Source organism: Streptomyces sp. NPDC050856, from assembly GCF_040653855.1.
GTDB lineage: Bacteria > Actinomycetota > Actinomycetes > Streptomycetales > Streptomycetaceae > Streptomyces.
The window spans coordinates 63,945-84,306 of the sequence record NZ_JBFAGV010000028.1 but is presented as its reverse complement, the minus strand read 5'-3'; the positions used below and the strand labels follow the sequence as shown (position 1 = coordinate 84,306).

Genomic DNA, 20,362 nt, shown 5'->3' with positions numbered 1-20,362 from the left:
ATTTCGTGTTTCCAACCCTACCAGATCCTTTTTCCGTTCCGTTTCCGGTCTGGATTTCGTATCCGGTGGCCGTTGGAGGGCCTTTGCCTTTCGGCGTGTCCACTACTTTAGCTGTTTTCCCCGGTGGCTCATAATCGAGCCGTTCGGTAGAAATTCCGGAGCATGCCAGAACTCGTACCCGTTGGGGAAGCGAGCGGTGTTGTGGTGGATGGCCGCTCCCCCGGGTGCCCGTACGGCAGGCCCGGTCCCTTGCGGCTCGGTCGAGACTAGGCGCTTCGCCTTGCCAAGTCAAGTGCCCCCCTCAGGACTTCCTCCGGCGCGGCACGTGCGCCCGGTACGGGCTCACCGTGGGGTCGCCGTCGATCCAGAAGCGCCAGGGGTGGACCGCCCCGTCACCGCCCACTCCGGTGCGTGGGCCGCTGCGGACCCGGTCGGCGGCGACGGGGCTTCCGGTCAGGACGGAGAGCGGGGACCCGGGGCCGGCGCAGGCGTCGGTGCCGTCCAGGGTGCGGTCGACGTCCAGGGCGGTGGCCAGGCGGGCCGGGCCCTTGGCCAGTTCCCGGTCGTGACGGGCGGAGGTGCGGCGCTTGCGGGCCAGCTCGTGGCCGACCCTGATCTCACCGGCGCGCAGCAGGACACCGCCGGCCCGGCCCTCGGGGCCGACGACGAGGTTCAGGCAGTGCCACATGCCGTAGGTGAAGTAGACGTAGGCGTGACCGGGCGGGCCGAACATCACGGCGTTGCGGGCGGTACGGCCGCGGAAGGCGTGGGAGCCGGGGTCCACCTCGCCCGCGTACGCCTCCACCTCGGTGAGGCGCAGTTCGATCGGGCCGTCGTCCGTGATGCGTACGAGGGTGCGGCCCAGGAGGTCCGGCGCGACCTCCAGTACCGGGCGGTCGAAGAAGTGCCGCGGCAGCGGCGTACGGTCGGTGCACTCGATCATGTCGTACGAGCGTACTGGGGAACCGGCTACGGTCGTCCCGCGTGTGTAGGGGTCAGATCCAGAAGGAGTGAACATGGGGTTCAAGAAGCTGCTGGCGAGCCTGGGGGCGGGGGGCGCCTCCGTCGAGACGGTGCTCACCGAGGCGAACGTCGTACCGGGTGGCGTTGTCCAGGGCGAGGTGCGGATCCAGGGCGGTTCGGTGGACCAGCGGATCGAGGGGCTCTCGGTCGGTCTCCAGGCCCGGGTCGAGGTGGAGGGCGGTGACCACGAGGTCAAGCAGGACATCGAGTTCACCAAGGTCCGGCTGGGCGGGGCCTTCGAGGTGAAGGCCGGGGCGGTGCACGTGGTGCCGTTCGGGCTGGACATCCCGTGGGAGACGCCGATCACCACCATCGCCGGGCAGCAGCTGCACGGGATGGACATCGGTGTCTCGACGGAGCTGGAGATCGCCCGGGCCGTGGACTCCAGCGACCTGGACGCCATCAACGTGCACCCGCTCCCCGCCCAGCAGGCCATCCTGGACGCGTTCGTCCAGCTCGGTTTCCGCTTCAAGAGCGCGGACATGGAGCGCGGGCACATTCGCGGGACGCGGCAGCGGCTGCCGTTCTACCAGGAGATCGAGTTCCTGCCGCCGCAGCAGTACCGGGGGCTGAACCAGGTGGAGCTGACGTTCATCGCCGACGGGCGTGAGATGGACGTCGTCCTGGAGATGGACAAGAAGCCCGGCCTGTTCAGTGAGGGCAGTGACTCCTACCGGGCCTTCCAGGTGGGGCTGAACGACTTCCAGGGCACCGACTGGGTGGCGTACCTCAACCAGTGGCTGGCCGACGTCGGCGGCCGGCGGAACTGGCTCTAGGCTCGGGCCGGGGGTACAGGACAGCCGAGAACAGGCGAATCGGAGGTACAGACGTGGCCGAGGGGAAGAGGGCGCCGCTCCCTCACGACTTCCACCCGCCGGTGCCGTCGTTCACCGTGGTGAGCGACGACATCGCCCCGGGTGCCGTGCTGGCGGACGCCCAGGTCCACGCGGAGGGGAACACCTCGCCGCACCTGCGCTGGGAGGGATTCCCGGCGGAGACGAAGAGCTTCGCCGTGACGTGCTTCGACCCGGACGCGCCGACCGGCAGCGGGTTCTGGCACTGGGTGCTGTTCGACATTCCGGCGTCGGTCACGGAGTTGCCGGCGGGCGCGGGCGGCGGGAAGTTCGAGGGGCTGCCGGAGGGAGCGGCGCACGCCCGCAACGACTACGGGACGAAGGACTTCGGCGGTGCCGCGCCGCCGCCCGGGGATCCCGCGCACCGGTACGTGTTCACCGTGTACGCGGTGGACAGCGAGAAGCTCGGTCCGGACTCGGATGCCTCACCGGCGGCGGTCGGGTTCAACCTGCGGTTCCACACGCTGGCGCGAGCCCAGTTGATCGGTGAGTACGCGGTTCCTGAGGAGAGCTGAGCGTTCGTTTCTTGTTTGCCCGCTTCTGGTCTTGGAGAGATCAGAGGCGGGCATCTTTCGTTGAACGCTGCGATATTGCGTTGTCCGACCCGGCCTGCCCGGCCAGAGTTGATCCAGGCCGAGGCCCGCCGACCGGGCCGGGCCGGCACACGGGAGGTGGGCACAGTGCGGGACACGCTGGTACTGAACGCGAGCTTCGAGCCGCTGTCGACGGTCTCTCTCAACCGTGCGGTGGTGCTGGTGCTTCAGGACAAGGCCGTGGTCGAGCAGGCTCATCCGGCACTGCGGGTGCGGGCGGCCGCGGTGGATCTCCCGGTGCCGCGGGTGATCAGGCTCTGCCGGTACGTGAGGGTGCCGTTCCGAAGACAGGCACCGTGGTCGAGACGCGGGGTGCTGGTGCGGGACCAGCACCGGTGCGCGTACTGCGGGAGACGCGCGACGACGGTGGACCATGTGGTGCCGCGGTCGCGGGGTGGTGCGGACAGCTGGCTCAACACGGTGGCGTCCTGCGCCGAGGACAACCACCGCAAGGCGGACCGTACGCCGGAGCAGGCGGGGATGCCGCTGCTGCACCAGCCGTTCGTGCCTACTCCGGCGGACGCGATGCTGCTGGCGATGCGGGCCGGTGAGCGCTCGGACCTGCCGGAGTGGCTGGCGCAGTCGGCCGCCGCGTGACCCCGGTCGCGGGCTCGGCCGCGGCGTGCCCGTCCCCCCGGGGGCCGCGGCGGCTCCGGTGTGTCAGCGCAGCAGGAGCTGGACGATGGCGACCGTGCCGACGGCCACGATCAGGACGCGCAGGGCGGTTGGCGGCAGGCGGCGGCCGACCCGGGCGCCGAGCTGGCCGCCGATGGCGGAGCCGACCGCGATGAGCAGGACCGCGGTCCAGTCGAAGTGCGCCACGAAGAGGAAGAACAGCGCGGCGATGCTGTTGACGACGGCCGCGAGGATGTTCTTGACCGCGTTGAGGCGTTGCAGGGTGTCCTGGAGCAGCATGCCCATGAGGGAGAGGTAGATGATCCCCTGGGCGGCGGTGAAGTAGCCGCCGTAGACGCTGGCGAGGAGCAGGCCGGCGAAGAGGAGCGGGCCACCGTCGGGCTTGCCGGGGGTTCCTTCGCGGTCCCGGCGGCGCTGGACGGCCCTGGAGATGCGCGGCTGCAGGACGACCAGGACCAGGGCGAGTCCCACCAGGACCGGGACGATCGTCTCGAAGGCGGTGGCGGGCAGGAGCAGCAGCAGTATGGCGCCGGAGAGTCCGCCGATGGCGGCGGCGGCGCTCAGGCGCAGCACGCGGCGGCGCTGGCCGGTGAGTTCGGCGCGGTAGCCGATGGCGCCGCTGATGGAACCGGGAATCAGGCCCAGGGCGTTGGAGACGGTGGCGGTGACCGGTGGCAGGCCGGTGGCCAGCAGGACCGGGAACGTGATCAGCGTTCCCGATCCCACGATGGTGTTGATGGTGCCGGCGCCGACGCCCGCGGCGAGGACGGCGAGCATCTCCCAGATCGTCACGCTGTGCCCTCCGTCACGGGACCGGTGCTTGTGGGACCGATCATGCACGAAGGGGTGGGCGGGTCAGTCGACCGGGGGCTCCTCGCGGCGCCTGTCCTTGGTGGTGACGGGGGCGGGGCCGGTGCCTCCGGTGTTGAATCCGGGGGCGCCGCCGCCGAGGTTGCCGAAGGCTCCGGAGAGCCCCTTGAGGGCGTCGCCGATCTCGCTGGGCACGATCCAGAGCTTGTTGGCGTCGCCCTCGGCGATCTTCGGGAGCATCTGGAGGTACTGGTACGACAGGAGCTTCTGGTCCGGGTCGCCGGCGTGGATGGCCTCGAAGACCGTACGCACGGCCTGGGCCTCGCCCTCGGCGCGCAGGGCGGCGGCCTTGGCCTCGCCCTCGGCGCGGAGGATGGCGGACTGCTTCTCGCCCTCGGCGGTCAGGATCTGCGACTGGCGGATGCCCTCGGCGGTGAGGATGGCGGCGCGCTTGTCCCGGTCGGCGCGCATCTGCTTCTCCATCGAGTCCTGGATGGAGGTCGGCGGCTCGATCGCCTTCAGCTCGACGCGGTTGACGCGGATGCCCCACTTGCCGGTGGCCTCGTCGAGGACTCCGCGCAGGGCGGCGTTGATCTCCTCGCGGGAGGTGAGGGTCCGCTCCAGGTCCATGCCGCCGATGATGTTGCGCAGCGTGGTCACGGTGAGCTGCTCGATCGCCTGGATGTAGCTGGCGACCTCGTAGGTCGCGGCGCGGGCGTCGGTCACCTGGTAGTAGATGACGGTGTCGATGTTGACGACCAGGTTGTCCTGGGTGATCACCGGCTGGGGCGGGAAGGGCACGACCTGTTCACGGAGGTCGATCCGGTTGCGGATGGAGTCGATGAACGGGACGACGATGTTCAGGCCCGCGTTGAGGGTGCGGGTGTAGCGGCCGAAGCGTTCGACGATGGCGGCGCTGGCCTGCGGGATGACCTGGATCGTCTTGATCAGGGCGATGAAGACGAGCACCACCAGGATGACCAGGACGATAATGACTGATGGCATCGTGTTTCCCCGTGCCCTTCACTGCCGGACGATTCTGATGATCGAGTTTCGCAGACGGCGGGCCGTCGCGCGCGCCGTTCGGCGGGAGTTGACCGGCTTGCGTCGTTGGAGGCGGGTGCCTCCGGGCGGCCGGCCGGTGCCTGACGGTTCGTCACCTCACATGACGACGGCGGTGGCCCCGTCGATTTCCACCACGTCGACCTGCTGACCCGGTTCGAAGACCTGGTCGGCGTCGAAGGTCCGGGCGGACCAGACCTCGCCGGCCAGCTTGATCCGGCCACCGGCGCCGTCCACGCGTTCCAGCACGACGGCCCGACGGCCCTTCAACGCGTCGATGTTGGTGGCGTGTTGGGGCCTCGCGTCGCGGTGACGGGCCGCGATGGGGCGTACCACCGCGATCAGGGCGACGGAGACGGCCGCGAAGACCACCACCTGGGTCACCACGCCGAAGCCCAGGCCGGCCGCGACGGCTCCGGCGACCGCTCCGGCGGACAGCATCCCGAATTCCGGCATCGCGGTGAGTACGAGCGGGATGCCGAGCCCCACCGCGCCGATCAGCCACCACACCCATGCGTCGATGTCCACATGGTCATGGTAGGACCGGGGATCCCTTTCGGGACAGGGCGCGATGGGGCGGGCCGGGAACGTCAGGTGAGGGGCAGGCCCTGGGCGGTGTAGCGGTCCCCGGCGTGCTCGACGACGAGCGGCAGGCCGAAGCAGCGGGAGAGGTTCCGGGAGGTCAGTTCCATCTCCATCGGGCCGGCGGCGAGCACCTTGCCCTGACGGATCATCAGGACGTGGGTGAAGCCCGGCGGGATCTCCTCGACGTGGTGCGTGACCATGATCATGGACGGCGCGAGCGGGTCGCGGGCGAGGCGGCCGAGGCGGCGGACCAGGTCCTCACGGCCGCCGAGGTCCAGGCCGGCGGCCGGCTCGTCGAGCAGCAGCAGCTCGGGGTCGGTCATCATCGCGCGGGCGATGAGGGTGCGCTTGCGCTCTCCCTCGGAGAGGGTCCCGAAGTTGCGGTCGAGGTACTCGGTCATACCGAGGCGGTCGAGGAAGGCGCGGGCGCGGTCCTCGTCGACGCTGTCGTAGTTCTCGTGCCAGGTGGCGGTCATGCCGTACGCGGCGGTGAGCACGGTCTGCAGGACGGTCTGGCGCTTGGGCAGCTTCTCGGCCATGGCGATGCCGGCCATGCCGATGCGGGGGCGCAGGTCGAAGACGTCGACCCGGCCGAGCTGGTCTCCGAGGACGCGGGCGGTGCCGGTGCTGGGGAAGAGGTAGCTGGACGCGACGTTGAGGAGGGTGGTCTTGCCCGCGCCGTTGGGTCCGAGGATGACCCAGCGCTCGCCCTCCTTGACCGACCAGGAGACGTCGTCCACCAGAGCGCGTCCGTCGCGGACCACGGATACGTCCACCAGCTCCAGTACATCGCTCATGAGCGTTGTGTCTCCCCTTGCGGTCGAGTCTCGTCGTCGCTTGCGCCTGTGGGCGAAGCTCCCAGGGAAAACCTACGCCACCGGTGGGACGAGGCGGCCTCTAGGGCCGGTTCCGGGCCGGAGGCGGGGAGAAGCGCGCTCAGTACCTAGGGTGGGGGCATGCTTTCGGAACCACGTTCAGGACGGCTGGCCGCATGGGGGAACGCCCTGCTGGCCGGGTTGGTGTCGCCGGATGAGGCCGTGCTCGCGATCGTCGGGGACGACGCGGTGCACCGGGTGGAGGGGCTGCCGGGCGAGGCGGGGCCGGTGGGCCTGACGCTGGCGCTGGGGCGGCTGCGGTCGCTGGGGGTGACCGGCTGGCGGGTGGCACTGCCGGCTCCGGGGCACCCGCTGGGTCTGAGCGGGCCGCCGGAGTTCAACGCGCGGGCGCTGGACGCGCGGGAGGCGGTCGTCGGGTACGGGGCGGGGTACGGGCTCGTACCGGAGCGGTACGAGGTGGGGCCGGCCGGGGACACACACGTGGAGGTCCTCTGGCAGTGCCTGCCGGTACGGGAGGCACCGCCGGCGGACGTGCCGTCGCTGGGCGAGGCGGAGCGGGAGCTGGCGGACGCGCTGCGGGAGGCGACGGTGGTACTGACACGGCTGGACGTCGCGGCGTCCGGGCCGGTGGCCGAGGCGGCGCTGGACGCGTACCGGGCCAGGGCGGAGGCGGGGCGCGAGGTGCTGGCGCCCGGGTACCCGCCCCGGGCGGTACGGGTGCTGGAGCTGGCCCAGCGGGTCGGCCTGCTGATCTCGATGGCGTACGGCAACGGGCACGGCGGGGCGGTGAGCGCGTCGGAGATCGCGGCGCGCACGGAGGCGCTGCGCCCGGTGGAGCGGGTGGCGCGGCGGGCGCAGGTGGCCGCGTTCAACGCGTACGTGGAGGAGCGGGAGCGGGAGCGCGGGACCTGGTGAGCGGCGGGGGTGACGCTCCCGGTCGCGGTGGCGCGGTCGCGGGGCGGGGCGGTGACGTTCGCGGTGGCGCGGTCGCGGGGCCGGTGACCGCCGCGCTCCCGCGCCCCCGGCGGCCAGGTGTGCGGCGGGTGCCGGGCGGCGGGGCGTGGTGCGGGTGCCCGGGGCACGCGGTGGACCGGGGGCGGCCCGGCCCCTCGCGGTGGCCGTGGCCGGGCGAGGGGCGGGCCGGCCGGGTGTCAGGCGTTGACGGCCCCGTTGCCGAAGGCCGGGTTCAGCACACCGATGACGTTGACGCTGTTGCCGGAGACGTTCACCGGGACGTGGACCGGGACCTCGATCAGGTTGCCGGAGACGACACCCGGCGAGTTGGCGGCGGCGCCCGCCGCCTGGGCGCCGCCGGCGGACGCGGCACCGGCGGCGGCGACGACCATGCCGCCGGCGGCGATGGTGACGGCGGCGGCCTTCTTGAGCTTGTTCACTTCGGGATCCTCCTAGCCATCGCTGCGGCGATCACCGCAGCACGCCGTGGAGAACGGCCCCCGGACGATCCGGTTGCGCCGTGTGGGTGACATACACCCGACGGTATGAATCTCGGACCGAAGGGGAATCATCCCGGCCCGACCGGACCCGACCGGACCGGACGGGCCCGGACCGGACCGGACGGACCCGGACCGGACGGACCCGGACCGGACCGGCCCCGGACCGGACGGCCCCGGCTCAGCCCGCCAGGCCGTGGCGCACGGCCCACAGCGCCGCCTGGGTGCGGTCGGCCAGGTCCAGCTTCATCAGGATGTTGGAGACGTGCGTCTTCACGGTCTTCTCGGAGAGGACCAGCGCGCGGGCGATCTCCCGGTTCGACCGGCCGTCCGCGATCAGGCCCAGCACCTCGCGTTCGCGCTCGGTGAGACCGCCGCCCCGGCCCGTGCCGCCGTTGGCGTCGTCCTGGCTGAGCAGCGCCCCCGCCACCTCCGGCTGGAGCAGGACGTGCCCGGCGTGCACGGATCGGATGGCGCCGGCCAGGGCGTCCGGGTCGACGTCCTTGTACACGTACCCCGAGGCGCCCGCCCTGAGGGCGGGTACCACCGTGCGCTGTTCGGTGAAGCTGGTGACGATCAGCACCTTGGCCGGGTTGCCGAGTTCCCGGAGCTTGCGCAGGGCCTCGATCCCGTCCACGCCGGGCATCTTCACGTCCATCAGGACGACATCGGGGCGCAGCTCCTCGGCGCGGGCCACGCCGTCGGCGCCGTCACCGGCCTCGCCCACGACCTCTATGTCGTCCTGGACCTCCAGGAAGGTGCGCAGTCCCCGGCGGACCACCTGGTGGTCGTCGACCAGCAGGACGCGGATCCTGGTCTTCTGATCGGGCACGGCCTCAGCCACCGGGAACCTCCATCTCGATCGTGGTGCCCTTCCCGGGCGCCGAGTGCACGGTGAGCCTGCCGCCGACACCGCCGGCCCGGTCGCGCATGGAGACCAGACCGAGGTGACGACCCGCGCGGCGCACCGAGCGGGGCTGGAAGCCCTTGCCGTTGTCGGTGACGCTGAGCAGCGCGCCCTGGCCCCGCCGTACCAGCGAGACCGCCACCAGGTCGGCTCCGGAGTGGCGCAGGGCGTTGTGCAGGGCCTCCTGGGCGACGCGGAGCATGGCCTCCTCCTGCGCGGCGGGCAGGGCGCGGACGCCGCAGCTGTCGAAGGTGACGCGGGCGGTGTGCGCCCGGTCCAGGACCTGGATGTGCGTACGCAGGGTGTTGACCAGGCCGTCCTCGTCCAGGGCGGCCGGGCGCAGCTCGACGACGGCGGCGCGCAGCTCGTCGGCGGCCTCGGCGGCGAGCGCGGCGACCTGCTGGAGCTCGCCCTTGGCGCGGGCCGGATCCCGGTCGACCAGGGCGGCCGCCGCCTGGGCGGTGAGCCGCAGGGAGAACAGCTTCTGGCTGACGGCGTCGTGCAGCTCGTGGGCCAGCCGGGAGCGCTCCTCGGCGATGGTGAGCTCCCGGCTGCGCTCGTACAGCCGGGCGTTGGTCAGCGCGATGGCGGCGTGCTGGGCGAGGATGCCCAGCAGTTCCTCGTCCTCCTCGGTGAAGCCCGGTCCGCCCTCGGGCCCGGGGCCGGTCTTGTTGGCGAGGAACAGCGCGCCGATCGTCTCGTCGCCGTCCCGGATGGGCAGGCCCAGGAAGTCCGCCATGTCGGGGTGGGCGTCGGGCCAGCCCTCGAAGCGGGGGTCCTCGCGGACGTCCGGGAGGCGCTCGGCCCTGGCCCCGTGCAGCATCGCCGCGAGGATGCCGTGCTGGCGCGGCAGCGGGCCGATGGCCTTCCACTGGGCGTCGCTGACGCCGTCGACCACGAACTGGGCGAAGCCGCCGTGGTCGTCGGGCACGCCCAGCGCGGCGTACTCGGCGTCGAGCAGTTCACGGGCGGAGGCGACGATCGTCTTCAGGACGTCACGCACCTCCAGGTGCCGGCTCATCGCCAGGAGGGCGCTGCTCACGGCGGCGAGGCCGGAGCCCGGCGTTCGATCGGTCATGCGTTCACGTTACCGGCGGGGGGTCACGGTCCGTATCCGCCCGGGGGCGGGCCGGGGTGTGGGTCGCAGGGCCTAGGCCGCGCTCCCCCGCCGGGGTCATGGGTGCCGGGCGGGCCGGCCGTCGAGGCCGGGGCAGCGGGTGGGGCGGGCGGCCCGCGCGGCCCGCCCCCGGCACCGTCCGGCGGGCACGCCGCCGTACGTCCCGGCGGGTTCGGAGGTCGCCCGGACGGGCTCGCAGGACGTCCTGACCACTCGCTCACTAAGCGCATTGCTGGCGCAACTCGTCGTGAGTTCGCCGGGTGGCCGATGTGAGCCCGCGCATAGGACGCAGGTCACGTACGAAGCCACCTAGTGGACGGATAAGGGTCGGATGAGAGCGGGCTGAGCGGGCGGCGGGGGTGCTTTCGGGCGCTCGCCGCAGCCTCGTGATCCACTACCCGGCATCGTACGTCACACCTTTGCCACAGCATTTTGCGGCCGCTAAGAATTGCAGCCGTCGCCCGCCGAGCAGGCGAAGCGCCGCCCTGGCCTCGCGACGTCCCGCTATTCGAAGAGGTACGACTGCATGTCCGCGTTCCGCACCCCCGGCTTCAGCCGTTTCCAGAAGAACCGCAAGCTCTCGATCGCCGGTATCGCCTCCCTGGGCGCCGCCGCCCTCGCGTTCTCTGTCGTTCCGGGCAACGACGCCTCGGCCGAGACGGAGCCGCAGGCGATCACCGCCGCCGCTCCCGTGGCGTGGAACAGCGCCAAGCAGAACGGCGCGCTGCACCTGCACCTGACCGAGCAGGGCTCGGCCATCGAGCTGAAGGCGAAGGCCGCCGCCGCCGCCAAGGCCAAGGCCGCCGCCGCCGCCAAGGCCAAGGCCGCCGCCGCCGCGAAGGCCAAGGCCGAGGCCGCCGCCAAGAAGCGCGCCGCCGAGAGGGCCGCCGCCAGCCGCGCCGCCGCCCGCAAGCCGGTCTACGCGAACAACCTCGACGGCTGGATCCGCCAGTCGCTGGACATCATGAAGAAGCACGACATCCCGGGCAGCTACCACGGCCTGCACAAGAACATCATGCGCGAGTCCAGCGGCAACCCGAACGCCATCAACAACTGGGACATCAACGCCATCAACGGCGTTCCGTCCATCGGCCTGCTGCAGGTCATCAAGCCGACGTTCGACGCGTACCACGTCCCGGGCACCAAGCACAGCCAGTACGACCCGGTCGCCAACATCGTCGCCGCCGCCAACTACGCGGCCGACCGGTACGGCTCGATCGACAACGTGAACAGCGCCTACTGACCGGCGCCCCCATGCCGAAGGGCGGCACCCCGCACGGGGTGCCGCCCTTCGGCGTCGGAGCGCGTCCGGCTACTTGCGCATGACCTCCGGCTCGTGGCGTCGCAGCAGCCGCGCCACGACGACACCGCAGACGGCGCCCAGGGCGAGCAGCGCGCCCATGTCGAGCATCCAGGTGCCCAGCTCGTGGTCCCACAGCGGGTCGGTGTCGGTCGGGTCGTCCTGGTTGGGGAACAGGACGTTGAGCTGGACGCTCGCGCCCGCGGCGGCCACGGCCCAGCGCGACGGCATCAGGTACGAGAACTCGTTGACGCCCACCTGGCCGTGCAGGGTGAACAGGCACCCGGTGAAGACGACCTGGATGATCGCGAACATCACCAGCAGCGGCATGGTCTTCTCGGCGGTCTTCACCAGCGAGGAGATGATCAGGCCGAACATCATGGCGGTGAAGCCGAGGGCCATGATGGGCAGGGTCAGTTCCAGCCGTACCGCGGAGGAGCCGAAGAGCAGGCCCTCGTCGGGGACGTCCCGGAAGCCGAAACCGATGCCGCCGATGATGGCGCCCTGGATCACGGTGATCATTCCCAGGACGATCACCTTGGACATCAGATACGCCGAACGTGACAGGCCGGTGGCACGTTCCCGTTCGTAGATGACCCGTTCCTTGATCAGCTCTCGTACGGAGTTGGCCGCGCCCGCGAAACAGGCGCCGACCGCCAGGATCAGCAGGATGGTCGCCGCGCTGCCGTTGGGGCCGCGCGGGCTCGGCCGGAAGCCGTAGTCGGAGCTGATCAGGGTGCTGACGGTGCCCAGAACGGCCGGCAGCAGCACCATCAGGGCCATGAAGCCCTTGTCGGAGGCGATCACCGACACATAGCGGCGAATCAGGGTCCACAGCTGCGCGCCCCAGCCCTGCGGCTTGGGCGGGCGCATGGCCTGGGCCGGCGGCATCTGAACGGCGGCCGGGGCGACGGCGTCGAGGTCGGCGGCGTACATCTGGTAGTGCTGCGAGCCCTTCCAGCGGCCCGCCCAGTCGTAGTCGCGGTAGTTCTCGAAGGCGGAGAAGACATCGGCCCAGGTGTCGTAGCCGAAGAAGTTGAGCGCCTCCTCGGGCGGGCCGAAGTAGGCCACCGAGCCGCCCGGGGCCATGACGAGCAGCTTGTCGCAGAGCGCCAGCTCGGCCACGGAGTGGGTGACGACGAGGACCGTCCGGCCGTCGTCCGCCAAGCCGCGCAGCAGCTGCATGACGTCGCGGTCCATGCCCGGGTCGAGACCGGAGGTCGGCTCGTCCAGGAAGATCAGCGAGGGCTTGGTCAGCAGCTCCAGGGCCACGGACACCCGCTTGCGCTGGCCGCCGGAGAGAGCGGTGATCTTCTTGGTCTTGTGGATGTCGAGCTTGAGCTCGCGCAGCACCTCGTCGATCCGGGCCTCGCGCTCCTGCGCGGTGGTGTCGGCCGGGAAGCGGAGCTTGGCGGCGTACCTGAGCGCGGTACGGACGGTCAGCTCCTTGTGCAGGATGTCGTCCTGCGGGACCAGACCGATGCGCTGCCGGAGCTCGGCGAACTGCTTGTACAGGTTCCGGTTGTCGTAGAGGACATCGCCCTGGTTGGCGGGGCGGTAGCCGGTGAGCGCCTTGAGCAGGGTGGACTTGCCGGAACCCGACGGGCCGATCACCGCGACCAGGGACTTCTCCGGCACGCCGAAGGAGACGTCCTTCAGGATCTGCTTGCCGCCGTCCACCGTGACGGTGAGGTGGCGGGCGGAGAAGGAGATCTCACCGGTGTCGACGAACTCCTCGAGGCGGTCCCCGACGAGCCGGAAGGCCGAGTGACCGACGCCGACGATGTCGCTGGGGCCGATGAGAGCGGTGCCGGACTTGGGGATCGGCTGGCCGTTGACGTACGTGCCGTTGTGGGAGCCCAGGTCGCGGAGCTCGAAGCGGCCGTCCGGATGCGCGGTGAACTCGGCGTGGTGGCGCGAGACCTGGAGGTCGGAGACGACCAGCTCGTTCTCGAGCGCACGACCGATGCGCATGACGCGGCCGAGGGACAGCTGGTGGAAGGTGGTGGGGCTGCGGTCGCCGTGCACCGGCGGAGCCCCCGCGGCACCGCCGTGGCCCGGAACCTGCTGCGCGTACTGCCCGGCGGGGCCGCCCGGCTGCTGGTGCGGCACCTGCGGCCGGTGTTGCTGGGGCTGGGGCTGGTAGGCCTGCTGAGGCGGGGCCTGCTGCGGCACCGACTGAGGTGGATGGGCCTGCTGGTGTGGCTGCTGCTGGTGTGGCTGCTGAGCCTGCTGCGGCCAGCCCTGCTGGGGCGGCTGGGCGTGCTGCGGCGCGGGGGACTGCTGCTGCCAGGCCTGCTGGGGCGGCTGCTGAGCCTGCTGCGGCGGCTGGACGTACTGGGCCGGGGTGGACCGCGCGCTGTGGCCGCCCCCACCGGCCGCCCCGGTCGCCGCCTGACCGGTGAGATTCAGCCGCGGACCGTCGGTGGCGTTGCCGAGGTGCACGGCGGACCCGGCGCCTATGTCCATCCGATGGATCCGCTGGCCCTGGACATAGGTGCCGTTGGTCGAGCCGTGGTCCTCAATGACCCAACCACGGCCCCCCCAGCTGATCGTGGCATGCCGCCACGAGACCCTGGCATCGTCGATGACCAGGTCACCCTGCGGATCGCGACCGAGGGTGTACGACCTGGACGGATCGAGCGTCCAGGTCCTTCCGTTCAATTCCAGTACGAGTTCCGGCACTCCATGCCCCACTAGTCGTCCCCCGGGTGCCCCCCGTCGCGGGGAGTCTGGGGATGGTGAACATCGGGGGCACTATTTCAGGCCCGGTCCGGTATCCGAAAGTCGGGCAGCGTGCGGAGCGCGCACCGGCCGCGACGGGAGGAGCGTCCGGGGCCACCAGTTCGTCCGGGAGGAATCATTGCGGAGAACGGCAATGACTGGCGGACGCCCGCAGAAGTGTGGTCAACGGGGCAAGCAGGTGGGAAGCGGGGTGCCTTGTGATGGTGAGCGACGACATCCGCGGGGTGGTGTGGTCCCCGCCCCGGCGCCGGGCGCGGCCCCCCGGGGGCAAGCCCTGTGGGACGGCGGGAGGTTGACGCACCCGGACGCGCCGGAGCCGTCGCACCGGGACACCGGGGAGGCCGGCGCGCCCCGCACGGCGGGGCCGGTGGCCACCGTACGGCGAGCCGGTGTCACCGTATGTGACGGCGCGGTGCCGCTGCGGGCCGCTGTGTCCGTAACGCGGGACGGGGAAGCCCCCCGACCCGGGGGCGGATACGGTGGAGGAACCATGAGCGCATCGCAGACCTCTGAGGTTCCCACCCTTCTCGTCAAGATCTTCGGGAAGGACCGGCCCGGGATCACCGCCGGGCTCTTCGACACCCTGGCCGCCTACGCCGTCGACGTGGTCGACATCGAGCAGGTCGTCACCCGCGGCCGTATCGTGCTGTGCGCGCTCGTCACCGAACCGTCGGCCGGCACCGAGGGCGAGCTGCGGGCCACCGTGCACGGCTGGGCCGATTCGCTGAAGCTCCAGGCCGAGATCATCTCCGGCACCGGAGACAACCGGCCGCGCGGGGTCGGCCGCTCGCACGTCACGGTCCTGGGGCATCCGCTGACCGCCGAGTCCACGGCGGCCATAGCGGCGACGATCACCGCGACCGGCGGGAACATCGACCGGGTCTTCCGGCTGGCGAAGTACCCGGTGACGGCGGTCGAGTTCGCCGTCTCCGGTACGGAGACGTCCGCCCTGCGCACCGCACTCGCCACCGAGGCCGCCGAGATCGGGGTGGACGTGGCCGTGGTGTCGGCGGGACTGCACCGCCGGGCGCAGCGGCTGATCGTGATGGACGTCGACTCCACCCTCATCCAGGACGAGGTGATCGAGCTCTTCGCGGCGCACGCGGGCTGCGAGGACAAGGTCGCGGAGGTCACGGCCGCCGCCATGCGCGGAGAGCTGGACTTCGAGCAGTCGCTGCACGCGCGGGTGGCGCTGCTCGCCGGGCTGGACGCCTCGGTGGTGGAGAAGGTACGCGCGGAGGTCCGGCTGACGCCGGGAGCCCGTACGCTCATCCGCACCCTCAAGCGGCTCGGCTACCAGGTAGGTGTCGTCTCGGGCGGCTTCACCCAGGTCACCGACGACCTCAAGGTGCGGCTCGGGCTGGACTTCGCCTCCGCCAACACGCTGGAGATCGTCGACGGCAAGCTGACCGGGCGGGTGACCGGCGAGATCGTCGACCGGGCCGGCAAGGCGCGGCTGCTGCGCCGGTTCGCGACCGAGGCGGGCGTCCCGCTCGCGCAGACCGTCGCGATCGGCGACGGCGCCAACGACCTGGACATGCTCAACGCCGCCGGGCTCGGGGTGGCGTTCAACGCCAAGCCGGTGGTGCGCGAGGCGGCCGACGCGGCCGTCAACGTCCCGTTCCTGGACACGGTCCTCTATCTGCTGGGCATCACCCGCGAAGAGGTCGAGGCGGCCGACTGCGTCCTGGTCTGAGTCCTGAGAGTCCCCAAATCCCGTACGAGTCCCGTGAGTCCCCTGCCCGTCCCGTGAATCCCCGGCGAGTCCCGTGAGTCCCTTACGTCACGAGGCCCGGACGGCCGACCGGTCGCGGTCGGTGTCCGGGCCTCGTGACGTACGCGGGGGCCTGGGCCGGCACCCCCGGACTGTCGGACTAGTCGTGCGGCGCCCAGTAGCCGAGGAGCTTGCCGACGCCGTGCTCCAGCGACTTCCAGGAGCCGTTGAAGCCGATGACGGCGAAGGCGGCCGTCGGGAAGCCGCCCCGGCTCATCCGGGCCAGGGTGTCCCCCTCGGCCTGGCCCGCCAGGGCGTCGGCCAGGGCGTGCATGCCGGGGTTGTGGCCGATGACGAGGAGGTTGCCGACCTCGTCGGACGTTTCGTTGAGCAGCGCGATCAGGTCGCCGAGCGAGGCCTCGTAGAGCCGCTCCTCGTACTGGGTCCTGGGCCGCTGCGGCAGCTCCTGCACCGCCAGCTTCCACGTCTCACGGGTCCTGGTGGCGGTCGAGCACAGGGCCAGGTCGAAGGCGATGCCGGTCTCGGCGAGGCGCCGGCCGGCCACGGGGGCGTCCTTGCGGCCCCGGTCGGCGAGCGGCCGCTCATGGTCGGACACCTGCGGCCAGTCGGCTTTCGCATGCCGGAGTAGCACGATCTTGCGGGGTGTATCGACGCTCATGGTCCCCAGCTTCGCACGAAACGGCCAGCCAGGCGCGGGGTGTTGGCCAGGCGGCCCGCTACGGGGAGAGCGTCCGGTGGATCTGTTCGAGGATCCGGCCGACCGCCGGGTCCCCGCCCGCCGCGTGGGCCTCGGCGCCCCCGGTGATCAGCACCAGGAGGGCGGCGAAGGCCAGCGCCGGGAGGGCGAGGGCCCACCACGGCAGCCGTACCTCAGCGGCACGGGTGCGGACGGGGGTACGGGCCGGCATGGCTGCCTCCGTGGCTCGGGGACGGGCCGGACCGCGGCACGGCGGTCCCTGGTGGCCCCGACGCTACGGATTCCCGGCCGCCGGGCCCATCCGGTGAGCCACCCACTTGCCCCTGACCCCGGTCCCCTAGGGGACGGCCGTGCGCCCAGCCCGCCGGTCTCAGGGAGCCGGGGAGCCCACGGGGGCGGCGGGCTCATGAGGCGCAGGGGGTTCATACGGCCACCGGGCGCGCGGAGCCGGGGGGCCGGGGCTCACGGGGAGGCGATCGAGGCGATGATCCCGATGACCACGCCGATCGCCAGCATCGCGCCGAGCACGATGAGGAGCTTCTTCTGACCGTTCGGGGGATTCGGGTCGAGCACAGGCTGCATGGAACCAGTCTCGCACCTCACAGTTCGTCCTCGATCGTCCGGTCCCGTCCGGCGACGACACCGACGATCATCTGCGGCACCATCAGGCCCGCCATCAGGGCGAGCGGAGTGCCCCAGCCGCCGCTGTGCTGGTACAGGACACCCACGAGCAGCGGCCCCGGGATGGAGATGAGGTAGCCGACGCTCTGGGCGAAGGCGGAGAGGCGCACCACCCCCGCGCCGGTCCGTGAGCGCATGCCGATCATGGTGAGTGCCAGCGGGAAGGCGCAGTTGGAGATGCCCAGCAGCAGGGCCCAGGCCCAGGCCCCGCCCGCCGGGGCGAAGTACAGCCCGGCGTACCCGCTCAGGCCGCACGCGGCCAGGACGACGGCGATCGGGCCCTGGTTGCGCATCCGGGCCGCCAGCCGGGGGATGACGAACGCCAGCGGCACGCCCATCACCATGGTGACGGCGAGCAGCACCCCGGCGGTGCCGGCCGAGACCCCGGCGTCACGGAAGATCTGCGGCATCCAGCCCATGGTGATGTACGCGCCGGTGGCCTGGAGGCCGAAGAAGCAGCCCAGGGCCCAGGCGGTCCGGCTGCGGACGATACGCGGCGCGGACGCCTGCCGCTCGCCACCGCCCCGCCCGACCCCGGACGCGGTGTCGGTGGCGCGGTCCCGTACCAGGGCCAGCCACGGCAGGACCGCGAGGGCGGCCAGGACCGCCCACACGCCCAGCCCGGTGCGCCAGCTGCCGCCCAGGGCCTCGGTCACGGGGACCGTCGCGGCGGCGGCGAGGGAGGTGCCGAGGGCCAGGGCCATCGAGTAGAGGCCGGTCATCGAGCCGACCCGGTCGGGGAAGTACCGCTTGACGATCACCGGCATGAGCACGTTGCTGACGGCGATGCCCATCAGGGCGAGCGCGCTGGCCGCGAGGAAGGCGGCGGTGCCGTCCGCGAACGGGCGGAGGACGAGACCGGCGGTGATGGCGACCATGCCGGCGCAGACGACGGCGCCGGGGCCGAAGCGGCGGGCCAGCCGGGGCGCGGTGACACCGAAGACGGCGAAGCACAGCGGGGGTACGGAGGTGAGCAGACCGGCCACGCTGCCGCTCATGTGCAGCCCGACCCGTACCTCTTCGAGGAGGGCGCCGAGGCTGGTGATGGCGGGCCGCAGGTTGAGCGCGGCGAGGACGAGCCCGGCGGTCAGGACGGGCGCGAGCCAGGCCGGCACCGCGTTCCGTCCCCGCCGCGGCACGGTCCCGGCGAGGGGCGCGGCCGGGTCGGGCACGGGACTCCTGGCCGGCGCGGGCGTCTGCGTCTGCGTCTGGTGGTGCGGCTGCGGCTCCTCGGACATGGGCCCATCATAGAATCATGGGATGATTGATTGTCCAATCCCGGACGACTTCAGGACAAGGAGCCACCATGGCGCTCAGCTCTCCCCGCCGGTCCGGGCTCTCCGACCAGGTGATCGCGGAACTGCGGAACCAGATCACCTCGGGCGAGTGGCCGGTCGGTTCCCGCATCCCCACCGAGCCGGAGCTGGTCGAACAGCTGGGAGTGGCCCGCAACACGGTCCGCGAGGCGGTACGGGCGCTGGCCCACAACGGCCTGCTGGACATCCGGCAGGGCTCGGGCACCTACGTGGTGGCGACCAGTGAGCTGGCGGGGGTGATGCACCGGCGGTTCGCCGGTGCCGATCCCCGGCACATCGCCGAACTGCGCTCGACCCTGGAGTCGTCCGCCGCCCGGCTGGCCGCCGAACGCCGCACGGAGCGCGACCTGAGGCAGTTGGAGGCGCTGCTGGCGCGGCGTGAGGAGGCGTGGGAGGCCGGCGACGCGGAGCGGTTCGTGGCAGCCGACGCCACCTTCCACCTGGCCGTGGTCGCCGCCTCGCACAACGAGGTGATGACCGAGGTCTACGCCGACCTCGGTCATCTGCTGCGCGACTGGCTGCGCGAGGACGTGGGCGAGGAGCTGCGGCCGGAGAACCACATGGACCACGCCCGGCTGGTGGCGGCGATCCGTGCGGGCGACGCCGACGCGGCGGCCTCGGAGGCCGCCGGCTACCCGTTCGTCTGCCTGCGCCGGACGGCGGTCAGCCAGTCACCGGCTCGGACACCGGCAGGTGACTGACCCAGGCGGTGCGCACCTCTTTCCAGCACCGCTGCGTGAGCTCGGCGTAGGCGGTGGGGCGGACGTCCACGGGCGCGCTGTCGGAGTCGACGTCCCACCAGCGGTCGCACTCGACGTGCAGCTGGACGCGGTCCGTGCGGGGGTAGGGGTTGTGGCAGTACGCGGTGACCCGGGAGCCCTCGACCGACGTGCGGCAGGAGGCGGTGTAGCGGTCCCGCTCGGCGGCGTGGGCGGGACCGCCCGGGCCGGCCAGGGTGGTCCCCGCCAGGAGGACCGAGGCGGCCAGCCCGGCCGCGGCCCGGCCGCGCCGGGAGCGGCGCTGCGGACGGCGCCGCGCGAGGTGCTTCGGGTGGTGCTTCGGACGCTCGGGACGCACGGTCACACCTCCTCCCCGATCAGCGGACACGAGGTCCGTTGCGACCCAGTGTGCCGTGGTCCGGCGGACTCTTCGACTCGGGAGCCGGATCACCCGGGGGAACGACGCGGCCGCGCCGCTGTCACCTGGACGGCAGCGCGGCCGGTCGCGCACGGGGCGCGGACGAGCTAGGCGCCCATCATGTGCACGCCGCCGTCGACGTGGACGATCTCGCCCGTGGTCTTGGGGAAGAAGTCCGACAGGAGGGCCACCACACCGCGGCCGGCCGGCTCGGGGTCGGCCATGTCCCACTCCAGCGGGGAGCGGTGGTTCCACACGTCGGCCAGCTCCGAGAAGCCAGGGATGGACTTGGCGGCCATCGAACCGATCGGGCCGGCCGAGATCAGGTTGCAGCGGATGTTCTGCTCGCCCAGGTCCCGGGCCAGGTACCGGCTGGTGGCCTCCAGCGCGGCCTTGGCCGGGCCCATCCAGTCGTACTGCGGCCAGGCGTACTGCGCGTCGAAGGTGAGGCCGACGACGGAGCCGCCGTTCTGCATCAGCGGCAGGCAGGCCATGGTCAGCGACTTCAGCGAGAACGCCGAGACGTGCATCGCGGTCGCGACCGACTCGAACGGCGTGTTGAGGAAGTTGCCGCCGAGCGCGTCCTGCGGGGCGAAGCCGATCGAGTGGACGACGCCGTCCAGGCCGCCGAGCTCCTCACCGACCACGTCGGCGAGGCGGTTCAGGTGCTCGTCGTTGGTGACGTCGAGCTCGATGACCTTGGCGGGCTTGGGGAGCTTCCTGGCGATGCGCTCGGTGAGGGTGGGCCGCGGGAAGGCGGTCAGGATGACCTCCGCGCCCTGCTCCTGAGCCACCTTCGCGGTGTGGAACGCGATGGAGGACTCCATCAGCACTCCGGTGATCAGGACCCGCTTGCCCTCGAGAATTCCGCTCATGT

General features: G+C 71.8%; 22 protein-coding genes. 7 read left to right on the top strand and 15 right to left on the bottom strand.

The annotated features are described in order from the left end of the window. Window positions 1-301 precede the first annotated feature (301 nt). A complete protein-coding gene (locus AB0H53_RS23065) occupies window positions 302-943 on the bottom strand; it encodes a DNA-3-methyladenine glycosylase (protein ID WP_362116383.1) in 642 nt (213 codons plus the stop codon). A gap of 73 nt (window positions 944-1,016) precedes the next feature. Here AB0H53_RS23065 and AB0H53_RS23060 point away from each other — a divergent pair, with 73 nt between their 5' ends. The 3 genes from AB0H53_RS23060 to AB0H53_RS23050 all read left to right on the top strand — a co-directional run bounded on the left by AB0H53_RS23060 (window position 1,017) and on the right by AB0H53_RS23050 (window position 3,067). Further along, window positions 1,017-1,799 (top strand): sporulation protein, encoded by a 783-nt coding sequence (locus AB0H53_RS23060; RefSeq protein WP_362116380.1) that lies wholly within the window; start codon window positions 1,017-1,019, stop codon window positions 1,797-1,799. Between the two features lie 53 nt (window positions 1,800-1,852). After that, window positions 1,853-2,392, top strand: a complete 540-nt coding sequence (locus tag AB0H53_RS23055; protein WP_362116377.1) for a YbhB/YbcL family Raf kinase inhibitor-like protein — start codon at window positions 1,853-1,855, stop codon at window positions 2,390-2,392. Window positions 2,393-2,557: 165 nt separating this feature from the next. After that, a complete protein-coding gene (locus AB0H53_RS23050; protein ID WP_362116374.1) occupies window positions 2,558-3,067 on the top strand; it encodes an HNH endonuclease in 510 nt (169 codons plus the stop codon). Window positions 3,068-3,130: 63 nt separating this feature from the next. Here the strand turns inward: AB0H53_RS23050 and AB0H53_RS23045 are convergent, their stop codons facing one another. The 4 genes from AB0H53_RS23045 to AB0H53_RS23030 form a co-directional block, all read right to left on the bottom strand. Further along, window positions 3,131-3,898 (bottom strand): sulfite exporter TauE/SafE family protein, encoded by a 768-nt coding sequence (locus tag AB0H53_RS23045; protein ID WP_362116371.1) that lies wholly within the window; start codon window positions 3,896-3,898, stop codon window positions 3,131-3,133. Window positions 3,899-3,961: 63 nt separating this feature from the next. Next, window positions 3,962-4,921 carry an SPFH domain-containing protein gene (locus AB0H53_RS23040; protein ID WP_362116368.1) on the bottom strand — a complete coding sequence of 320 codons (960 nt, stop codon included), beginning with the start codon at window positions 4,919-4,921 and terminating at the stop codon, window positions 3,962-3,964. Window positions 4,922-5,077: 156 nt separating this feature from the next. Then, the gene (locus AB0H53_RS23035) at window positions 5,078-5,506 is read right to left on the bottom strand and encodes an NfeD family protein (protein WP_362116365.1); all 429 of its coding nucleotides are present in this window, start codon (window positions 5,504-5,506) and stop codon (window positions 5,078-5,080) included. 62 nt (window positions 5,507-5,568) lie between these two features. Then, window positions 5,569-6,360 carry an ABC transporter ATP-binding protein gene (locus AB0H53_RS23030; RefSeq protein WP_362116362.1) on the bottom strand — a complete coding sequence of 264 codons (792 nt, stop codon included), beginning with the start codon at window positions 6,358-6,360 and terminating at the stop codon, window positions 5,569-5,571. A gap of 159 nt (window positions 6,361-6,519) precedes the next feature. Between AB0H53_RS23030 and AB0H53_RS23025 the strand changes: the two genes are divergently transcribed. Further along, the gene (locus tag AB0H53_RS23025; protein WP_362116359.1) at window positions 6,520-7,314 is read left to right on the top strand and encodes a hypothetical protein; all 795 of its coding nucleotides are present in this window, start codon (window positions 6,520-6,522) and stop codon (window positions 7,312-7,314) included. A gap of 236 nt (window positions 7,315-7,550) precedes the next feature. Here AB0H53_RS23025 and AB0H53_RS23020 read toward each other — a convergent pair whose 3' ends face one another. The 3 genes from AB0H53_RS23020 to AB0H53_RS23010 form a co-directional block, all read right to left on the bottom strand. Beyond that, a complete protein-coding gene (locus tag AB0H53_RS23020) occupies window positions 7,551-7,793 on the bottom strand; it encodes a chaplin (protein WP_362116356.1) in 243 nt (80 codons plus the stop codon). Between the two features lie 238 nt (window positions 7,794-8,031). Continuing rightward, entirely contained in the window at window positions 8,032-8,694 is a 663-nt protein-coding gene (locus AB0H53_RS23015; protein WP_362116353.1) for a response regulator transcription factor, read from the bottom strand. After that, window positions 8,687-9,835 carry a GAF domain-containing sensor histidine kinase gene (locus AB0H53_RS23010; protein ID WP_362116350.1) on the bottom strand — a complete coding sequence of 383 codons (1,149 nt, stop codon included), beginning with the start codon at window positions 9,833-9,835 and terminating at the stop codon, window positions 8,687-8,689. Before AB0H53_RS23010 ends, AB0H53_RS23015 begins: the two co-directional genes overlap by 8 nt. Before the next feature lie 565 nt (window positions 9,836-10,400). Here AB0H53_RS23010 and AB0H53_RS23005 point away from each other — a divergent pair. Next, window positions 10,401-11,117 carry a transglycosylase SLT domain-containing protein gene (locus tag AB0H53_RS23005; protein ID WP_362116347.1) on the top strand — a complete coding sequence of 239 codons (717 nt, stop codon included), beginning with the start codon at window positions 10,401-10,403 and terminating at the stop codon, window positions 11,115-11,117. Between the two features lie 69 nt (window positions 11,118-11,186). Here the strand turns inward: AB0H53_RS23005 and AB0H53_RS23000 are convergent, their stop codons facing one another. Further along, window positions 11,187-13,859, bottom strand: coding sequence for an FHA domain-containing protein (locus tag AB0H53_RS23000; protein WP_362116344.1), 2,673 nt, complete (start codon window positions 13,857-13,859; stop codon window positions 11,187-11,189). Between the two features lie 550 nt (window positions 13,860-14,409). Here AB0H53_RS23000 and serB point away from each other — a divergent pair. Next, a complete protein-coding gene (serB, locus tag AB0H53_RS22995; RefSeq protein WP_362116341.1) occupies window positions 14,410-15,615 on the top strand; it encodes a phosphoserine phosphatase SerB in 1,206 nt (401 codons plus the stop codon). A 178-nt stretch (window positions 15,616-15,793) separates the two neighbouring features. On the opposite strand, the gene AB0H53_RS22990 is transcribed toward serB, so the two are convergent. The 4 genes from AB0H53_RS22990 to AB0H53_RS22975 form a co-directional block, all read right to left on the bottom strand. Continuing rightward, window positions 15,794-16,312, bottom strand: coding sequence for a histidine phosphatase family protein (locus AB0H53_RS22990; RefSeq protein ID WP_362116338.1), 519 nt, complete (start codon window positions 16,310-16,312; stop codon window positions 15,794-15,796). A gap of 58 nt (window positions 16,313-16,370) precedes the next feature. Continuing rightward, entirely contained in the window at window positions 16,371-16,562 is a 192-nt protein-coding gene (locus AB0H53_RS22985; protein ID WP_362116335.1) for a hypothetical protein, read from the bottom strand. A gap of 251 nt (window positions 16,563-16,813) precedes the next feature. After that, a complete protein-coding gene (locus AB0H53_RS22980; protein ID WP_362116332.1) occupies window positions 16,814-16,933 on the bottom strand; it encodes an SGM_5486 family transporter-associated protein in 120 nt (39 codons plus the stop codon). A gap of 17 nt (window positions 16,934-16,950) precedes the next feature. Beyond that, entirely contained in the window at window positions 16,951-18,270 is a 1,320-nt protein-coding gene (locus AB0H53_RS22975) for an MFS transporter (protein WP_362116329.1), read from the bottom strand. 68 nt (window positions 18,271-18,338) lie between these two features. Between AB0H53_RS22975 and AB0H53_RS22970 the strand changes: the two genes are divergently transcribed. Next, entirely contained in the window at window positions 18,339-19,049 is a 711-nt protein-coding gene (locus tag AB0H53_RS22970; RefSeq protein WP_362116326.1) for a FadR/GntR family transcriptional regulator, read from the top strand. On the opposite strand, the gene AB0H53_RS22965 is transcribed toward AB0H53_RS22970, so the two are convergent. Then, window positions 19,012-19,425 carry a hypothetical protein gene (locus tag AB0H53_RS22965; RefSeq protein WP_362116323.1) on the bottom strand — a complete coding sequence of 138 codons (414 nt, stop codon included), beginning with the start codon at window positions 19,423-19,425 and terminating at the stop codon, window positions 19,012-19,014. The genes AB0H53_RS22970 and AB0H53_RS22965 overlap by 38 nt on opposite strands. Before the next feature lie 167 nt (window positions 19,426-19,592). Next, window positions 19,593-20,360: an enoyl-ACP reductase FabI gene (gene fabI / locus AB0H53_RS22960; protein ID WP_362116320.1), complete on the bottom strand. Its 768-nt coding sequence runs from the start codon at window positions 20,358-20,360 to the stop codon at window positions 19,593-19,595. Window positions 20,361-20,362 lie beyond the last annotated feature (2 nt).

What these genes read in the sequence shown, in the direction of transcription:
- AB0H53_RS22990 (WP_362116338.1), bottom strand. Translation starts at nt 16,312, where the DNA reads ATGAGCGTCGATACACCCCGCAAGATCGTGCTACTCCGGCATGCGAAA.
- AB0H53_RS23065 (WP_362116383.1), bottom strand. Translation starts at nt 943, where the DNA reads ATGATCGAGTGCACCGACCGTACGCCGCTGCCGCGGCACTTCTTCGAC.
- AB0H53_RS22985 (WP_362116335.1), bottom strand. Translation starts at nt 16,562, where the DNA reads ATGCCGGCCCGTACCCCCGTCCGCACCCGTGCCGCTGAGGTACGGCTG.
- serB (WP_362116341.1), top strand. Translation starts at nt 14,410, where the DNA reads ATGAGCGCATCGCAGACCTCTGAGGTTCCCACCCTTCTCGTCAAGATC.
- AB0H53_RS23025 (WP_362116359.1), top strand. Translation starts at nt 6,520, where the DNA reads ATGCTTTCGGAACCACGTTCAGGACGGCTGGCCGCATGGGGGAACGCC.
- AB0H53_RS23005 (WP_362116347.1), top strand. Translation starts at nt 10,401, where the DNA reads ATGTCCGCGTTCCGCACCCCCGGCTTCAGCCGTTTCCAGAAGAACCGC.
- AB0H53_RS22980 (WP_362116332.1), bottom strand. Translation starts at nt 16,933, where the DNA reads ATGCAGCCTGTGCTCGACCCGAATCCCCCGAACGGTCAGAAGAAGCTC.
- fabI (WP_362116320.1), bottom strand. Translation starts at nt 20,360, where the DNA reads ATGAGCGGAATTCTCGAGGGCAAGCGGGTCCTGATCACCGGAGTGCTG.
- AB0H53_RS22975 (WP_362116329.1), bottom strand. Translation starts at nt 18,270, where the DNA reads ATGTCCGAGGAGCCGCAGCCGCACCACCAGACGCAGACGCAGACGCCC.
- AB0H53_RS23030 (WP_362116362.1), bottom strand. Translation starts at nt 6,360, where the DNA reads ATGAGCGATGTACTGGAGCTGGTGGACGTATCCGTGGTCCGCGACGGA.
- AB0H53_RS23040 (WP_362116368.1), bottom strand. Translation starts at nt 4,921, where the DNA reads ATGCCATCAGTCATTATCGTCCTGGTCATCCTGGTGGTGCTCGTCTTC.
- AB0H53_RS23010 (WP_362116350.1), bottom strand. Translation starts at nt 9,835, where the DNA reads ATGACCGATCGAACGCCGGGCTCCGGCCTCGCCGCCGTGAGCAGCGCC.
- AB0H53_RS22970 (WP_362116326.1), top strand. Translation starts at nt 18,339, where the DNA reads ATGGCGCTCAGCTCTCCCCGCCGGTCCGGGCTCTCCGACCAGGTGATC.
- AB0H53_RS23060 (WP_362116380.1), top strand. Translation starts at nt 1,017, where the DNA reads ATGGGGTTCAAGAAGCTGCTGGCGAGCCTGGGGGCGGGGGGCGCCTCC.